3 protein-coding genes and 2 pseudogenes are annotated in these 6748 nt (G+C 64.6%); 4 read left to right on the plus strand and 1 reads right to left on the minus strand.

The features are described 5' to 3' along the window. Both WCB02_RS38295 and recF read left to right on the plus strand, forming a co-directional pair. Window positions 1-297, plus strand: a pseudogene (locus WCB02_RS38295) (DNA polymerase III subunit beta); the annotation flags it as partial. A gap of 52 nt (window positions 298-349) precedes the next feature. Then, on the plus strand, window positions 350-1492 hold the full coding sequence (recF, locus tag WCB02_RS38300; RefSeq protein ID WP_423967314.1) for a DNA replication/repair protein RecF: 1143 nt from the start codon (window positions 350-352) through the stop codon (window positions 1490-1492). A gap of 6 nt (window positions 1493-1498) precedes the next feature. Here recF and WCB02_RS38305 read toward each other — a convergent pair whose 3' ends face one another. Continuing rightward, entirely contained in the window at window positions 1499-3394 is a 1896-nt protein-coding gene (locus tag WCB02_RS38305) for an acyltransferase family protein (protein WP_423967317.1), read from the minus strand. Window positions 3395-3715: 321 nt separating this feature from the next. On the opposite strand from WCB02_RS38305, the gene gyrB reads away from it, so the two are divergent. Both gyrB and WCB02_RS38315 read left to right on the plus strand, forming a co-directional pair. Beyond that, the gene (gene gyrB, locus WCB02_RS38310) at window positions 3716-6151 is read left to right on the plus strand and encodes a DNA topoisomerase (ATP-hydrolyzing) subunit B (protein ID WP_423967320.1); all 2436 of its coding nucleotides are present in this window, start codon (window positions 3716-3718) and stop codon (window positions 6149-6151) included. Between the two features lie 409 nt (window positions 6152-6560). Beyond that, a pseudogene (locus WCB02_RS38315) lies at window positions 6561-6748 on the plus strand (hypothetical protein); the annotation flags it as partial.

Here is a 6748-nt window from a genome sequence, read left to right on the forward strand (position 1 = left end):
CGCGTCTCGACGATTTCAAGCGAGCGCGGCCGCGCGGTCAAACTGGCGCTGTCCGCCGGCAAGCTCGTGCTGTCGGTCACCAATCCAGATTCCGGCAGTGCGACCGAAGAGCTCGAGGTCGAATACGCCGCCGATCCGCTCGATATCGGCTTCAACTCCCGCTACCTCCTGGATATCGCGGCCCAGATCGAGGGCGAGGTCGCGGTGCTGAAGCTCGCCGATCCCGGCTCGCCGACGCTGGTGCAGGACCGTGACAACAAAAGCGCACTCTATGTGCTGATGCCGATGCGGGTGTGAGAAGTACGCTCTCGCCTTGTGGGGGTCGAAAGCACCCGACATCTCTGGCAGCATGACCCCTTCCCGCATTCATCGCCTGACGCTGAGCCATTTCCGCAACTATCGTGCGGCGGGGCTGGTGACGCGGGCCGACATGGTCGCGCTGGTCGGGCCGAACGGCGCGGGAAAAACCAATTGCCTGGAAGCGATCTCGCTTCTGTCACCGGGCCGGGGTTTGCGGCGCGCGACGCTGGAAGACATCGCAGACAATCAGGGCGACGGCTCATGGGCAGTATCCGCGGAGGCCGAGGGCGCGCTGGGGCTGGCGACGCTCGGCACCGGCATCGAGGCGCCGCGCGGCGAGGCGCAGGGCGCACAGAGGCGCTGCCGCATCGACCGTGAGACGGTGGCTTCGGCGACAGCCTTTGGCGATCATTTGCGCATGGTGTGGCTGACGCCTGCGATGGACGGCCTGTTCCTGGGCGCGGCATCGGAACGGCGGCGCTTCTTCGACCGCCTGGTGCTTGCGATCGACAGCCAGCATTCCAGCCGGGTCTCGGCGCTGGAGCGCTCGCTGCGCTCGCGCAATCGGCTTTTGGAGGTGCGCAATTTCGATGACCATTGGTGCGACGCGATCGAGCGGGAAACCGCTGAGCTCGCGGTTGCGGTCGCGGCAATGCGCGGCCAGACCGCGGTGAAACTGGCGGCGATGCTGCGGGCGCGCGGCGAGATGTCCGCGTTTCCGTCGGCCAATATCGCACTCGACGGCTGGATGGAAAACGCGCTGCTCAGCGAACCCGCGACTTCGGTAGAGGATCGCTACCGCAGGATCCTGCGCGAGCAGCGCGCGCGCGACGCCGCGGCCGGCCGCACCCTCGACGGCCCGCATCTCACCGACCTGCAGGTGGTCTACGCGCCGAAAAACATGCCGGCCCGCGACGCATCGACCGGCGAGCAGAAGGCGCTTCTGATCGGGCTGGTGCTGGCGCATGCCACCCTGGTTGCGGAAACGACGGGGATCGGGCCGCTGCTATTGCTCGATGAAGTCGTCGCGCATCTCGATCCGAACCGACGCAGCGCGCTGTTCGGTGAACTGGCAAAACTCGGGGTGCAGGTCTGGCTGACCGGCGCCGACCCTGCGGCGTTCGGCGACATCGGCGCATCCGGCGAGATCTTCGACGTCGAGAACGGCCGCATCATCAGCCGCCGCGGCTGAGCCGCTTTACTGCGACGAGAGCGCGGCTGGCGTGGCCGGGACACCGAGCAGCGGATCGATGATGGACTGCACCAGAAAGATCGATCCCTTCTCGGTCAGATGCACCTGATCGCTGGCCGTGATATCGCCGGCCGCGGCGCCGGTCCGCGTCAGGCAGCCGCGCTCATTGCAAAGGGCATCCCACGCCGACATGAACTCCGCTCCTTTCGGCACCAGCGCCGCCCGCATCACGGCATCGTATCCATTGGATGACACGGCATCGTCCGATCGGTCAGGAATCAGGCGATGATGCAGCATGAAGTAGCGCAGCACTTCATTGGGCAGGCCGCGCTTCCAGCCCGGTACCGGGCCCAGCACGACAACCCGCGCGTGGGTCTGCTGCTTCAGCGCGGTCACGGTTTCCGCGACATGATCGAGATATTTCTCGAAGGCGCCGTGCAGCAACACGATATCGGGCTGCAGCCGCTGCGCCAGGCCCAAGACCTGATCGTTGATGGCGCGGCAGTTGGGCACGCCAGCGATATCGGCATCGAGCGCGGGGATGCAGGAGCTCGACGTGAACTGGGCAATGCCGAAATCATGGGTCTGCTGCGCCCGGCGCAGGCCGGGCATCAACGCGCCCGCGGTCGAATCGCCCCAGACCATCACCAGCGGCCGGCGGTTGCGATCGACGCAATCGTCCGCGAATGAGGTCTCGTGGCTGAGGTCAAGCAGGCACCGGTGAATCCGCCACTGCGCGGTTTGCTCGGGCACGTCGGCCAGCGCGCGAATTTCCGCTGGCAACCGGAACTCGAACCCCCCGGCTTCGCAGACGATCCCGGCGGCGACTGCCGTCAGCGCCATCGCGCCGCAAAGGCCCAAGGTCTTGATCGGCACCGGCCGGCCAAATCGAAACGGCGTTTCGATGAACCGATAGGTCGCCCAGGCCAGCGCGATGCTCAGGACCACGATCAGTTCGCGCTCGAGCGGGGTTAGCGGCCGGAACTTGATCGCCGTCAGGAACACCAGCAGCGGCCAGTGCCAGAGATAGAGCGGATAGCTGATCAGGCCGACCCACACAAAAGGCCGGCTCGCCAGCAAATGGCGATTGGTCCAAGCCGATGGCGCCGACAACACGAGCGCACTGCCGGCGACCGGCAGGACAGCCCACCAACCCGGAAAAGCACGACGCGGATCGAGGATCGCGGCGGCGACCGCGATCAGCACGATGCCCAGACCGGCGCGCCAGTTGCTCGCCGCACCGCTCGGGCCGAGCCGTCCCCACACGCAGGCCAGCGCCGCACCCGCGAGCAGTTCGAAAGCCCGGGTGAACGGCAGATAGAAGGTCGCGACCGGGTCGGTGCCGATCAGCACGATATTGAGGACAAAGGAGGCGATCCCGAGCAGGGCGACGACCCAGACCAGGCTGAGCCGGGCCCGAGCCGCGAGCATGAGGATCAGTGGCCAGACCAGGTAGAACTGCTCCTCGATGCCGAGCGACCACAGATGCAGCAGCGGCTTCCTGGCGGATTCGATGTCGAAATAGCCGGACTGCAGCAATAGCGCGATGTTGGCGGCAAAGGCCGCGCTGGCAAACACATTGACGCTCAACCCCGCATAGGCCTCCGGCAGCAGCCATAGCCAGCCGAGCATCATCACGGCGCAGAGCACGACGATCAGCGCCGGAAAAATTCGCCTGACCCGTCGGTCGTAGAAGGCGAGCAGGCTGAACTTTTGGAAACCAAGCTCCCGGGCGACGATCCCCGTGATCAGGAAGCCTGAGATGACAAAGAAAATATCGACCCCGATGAAGCCGCCGGGCACGGCCTCCGGAAAGGCGTGGAAGTGCACGACGAGCAGCACCGCGACGGCGCGGAGGCCATCGATATCCGGCCGATAGCGATCTGACGGCGGAGGCGACATCGGTCGGTCCGTTGACGTGACGAAGCCACCTTTAAGGCGGTCCTGCCTCGCTTGCCATTGGGCTTGCGTCAGCGTAGGCCAACCCTATTCCCGAACCACAAATCCGTGGTCTGCGGGATATAAAAGGATGCACGAATCGAGCTTTTTCGAGGGCGGGGAATCGACGGTCAGCGGCCTTGCAAAACCATCGAAAAACCCTATTTATTCAGTAGTTTATGGTTCGCGACTTTGCGCTAGGCGGCGCCTGCCTTTCATGGCAGAAATACGCTGGTCGGCGCCTCCCATCGCGTTGCTGATTCGGATCATCCTCGAAGGCCTCACATGACTGAACCCGCGCGGCAATCGACCGCCGACACTGAGCATTCGATCCCAAGCGAATATGGCGCGGAATCGATCCGGGTCCTGAAGGGGCTCGATGCCGTACGCAAGCGGCCGGGCATGTATATCGGCGATACCGATGACGGCAGCGGCCTGCACCACATGGTCTACGAGGTCGTCGATAACGCCATCGACGAGGCGCTCGCAGGCCACGCCACCGCGGTCGAGGTTGTCCTCAATCCCGACAATTCCGTCACCGTGCGCGACGACGGCCGCGGCATTCCCGTCGACATCCACAAGGGTGAGGGCATCTCGGCGGCCGAGGTCATCATGACCCAGCTGCATGCCGGCGGAAAATTCGACCAGAACTCCTACAAGGTGTCGGGCGGCCTGCATGGCGTCGGCGTCTCCGTCGTCAACGCGCTGTCGAGCAAGCTGCAATTGCGGGTCTGGCGCGATGACAAGGAATATTTCATCGAGTTCGCCCATGGCGACGCGATCGCGCCGCTCCGGGAAGTCGGCGAGGCCAAGGGCAAGCGCGGCACTGAGGTGACATTCCTCGCCTCCGGCGAGACCTTCACCAACGTCGAATACGACTTCGCCACCCTGGAACATCGGCTCCGCGAGCTCGCCTTCCTCAATTCCGGCGTCAACATCGTGCTGTCCGACATGCGCCACGCGGTCGAGAAGCGCGAGGAGATGCATTATGACGGCGGCGTCGAGGAGTTCGTCAAATATCTCGACCGCAACAAGAAGGCGAGCGTGCCGGAACCGATCATGGTGCGCTCGGAGATGAACGGCATCGGCGTCGAAGCCGCGCTGTGGTGGAACGACAGCTACCACGAGAACGTGCTGTGCTTCACCAACAACATTCCGCAGCGCGACGGCGGCACCCATCTGGCCGGTTTTCGCGGCGCGCTGACCCGGCAGGTCAACGGCTATGCCGAGGCCCACGCCAAGAAGGAAAAGATCGCGCTGACCGGCGACGACTGCCGCGAGGGGCTGACCGCGGTGCTGTCGGTGAAAGTCCCGGATCCGAAATTCTCCTCGCAGACCAAGGACAAGCTGGTCTCCTCGGAAGTGCGTCCGGTGGTCGAGAACGTGCTCAACGAGGCACTCGCCGCCTGGTTTGAGGAGCATCCGGCCGAGGCCAAGGCGATCGTCGGCAAGGTGATCCAGGCCGCCGCAGCCCGCGAAGCCGCGCGAAAGGCGCGCGAATTGACCCGCAAGAACCCGCTCAGCGTCTCCTCGCTGCCGGGCAAGCTCGCCGACTGCCAGGAGAAGGATCCCGCCAAATCCGAATTGTTCATCGTCGAGGGCGATTCCGCCGGCGGCAGCGCCAAACAGGGCCGCAACCGCGAATTCCAGGCGGTGCTGCCGCTGCGCGGCAAGATCCTCAATGTCGAGCGCGTGCGCCTTGACAAGATGCTGTCAAGCGAACAGATCGGCACGCTGATCACCGCGCTCGGTACTGGTATCAGCGACGATTTCGCGATCGACAAGCTGCGTTATCACAAGATCATCCTGATGACCGACGCCGACGTCGACGGCGACCATATCCGCACGCTGCTGCTGACTTTCTTCTACCGGCAGATGCGACCGATCATCGACCAGGGCCACCTCTATATCGCGCAGCCGCCGCTCTATAAGGTGGTGCGCGGCAAGTCCGAACAATATCTCAAGGATGACCGTTCGCTGGAAGACTATCTGATCGAGACCGGGCTGGATGATTGCCTGTTCAAGCTCGCCTCGGGCGAGGACCGCAAGGGCCGCGACCTGCTGACGCTGGTGGAGGACGCCCGCGCCATCCGCGCAGTGCTGCGCAATCTGCACAGCCGTTATAACCGCACGGTGGTCGAGCAGGCGGCGATCGCCGGCGTGCTGCGGCAGGAGATTTTTGGCGATCCGGAAAAGGCCGCCGCAGCTGCCGGCTACATCGCCAAGCGGCTGGATGCACTCGCCGACGAGGTCGAGCGCGGCTGGGTCGGACAGTTCACCGAAGGCCAGGGCTTTCTGTTCGAGCGCACCGTGCGCGGCGTCAAGGATTCCGCCACCATCGACGACGCGCTGCTCGGCTCGGCGGATGCGCGCAAGCTCGACGACTACGCGGCGCGACTGCAGCTGGCCTATGCCCGCCCCGGCCTGCTCAGGCGGAAAGAAACCGAAACCGTCATTCATGGTCCCGTCGATCTGTTCGAGGCCGTCACCAACGCCGGTCGTGAAGGAATCAAGCTGCAGCGCTACAAAGGCCTCGGCGAAATGAACCCGAGCCAGCTCTGGGAGACCACGCTGGATAGCAATGCACGCTCGCTCTTGCAGGTGAAGGTCAAGGAGGTCGACGAGGCCGATGACATCTTCACCAAGCTGATGGGCGATGTGGTCGAGCCGCGCCGCGAATTCATCCAGGACAATTCGCTCAGCGCCAACATCGACATCTAGGGACGCGGGTATTGCCGGGGAACGCAAGTTCTTCGTGAAAGGCCACCTGCCGGCCAATGAGCGAGTTGCCGAAATGCACTCGCGTTCGGGAGAGGGTTGCCGGCGGGAATCGCATGCGCGCATTTCGGTCGGCCCTGTGACTCCCGCGCCACCTTCTGCCGCCCGCGATGGGATAGCTTCTCGGATCAGTAGCGGCATGATTTGCGTCGCCTGGTGGCAGAACGGCTCAAGCTGCGTCGAAATTCCGGGATTTCTGCCGGCTTTTCCGACCGCCGGGGCGACGCGAAGTTCCGCCGACTGTTGCCCCAGATCGGGGTAGAATGTCGCGAGCCGAATCGACATCCGCAGGATCGGGACGAGGACAGGCGCGCCGCGCCGCCGCCCGTGACCAGTTGTAGAGACGAGTTCCATGGCCGACGAAACCAGTGCCTCCGTTATTCCCCTTCATCACCTCCCGCCTCAAAAGAAGCCCAAGCCGAGCGCCCCCCGCACCAAGGCCGCCCGGCCACGCAAGAAGGGCGCGGCGGAGAAAGTCGAGCCGCCCGCTGCCGACCACCTGATCCCGCTGGACTTCGTGCGCGCCGAGCTGGAGCGGAC

Origin of the sequence: Bradyrhizobium sp. (genome assembly GCF_049581145.1) — a bacterium.
Classification (GTDB): domain Bacteria; phylum Pseudomonadota; class Alphaproteobacteria; order Rhizobiales; family Xanthobacteraceae; genus Bradyrhizobium.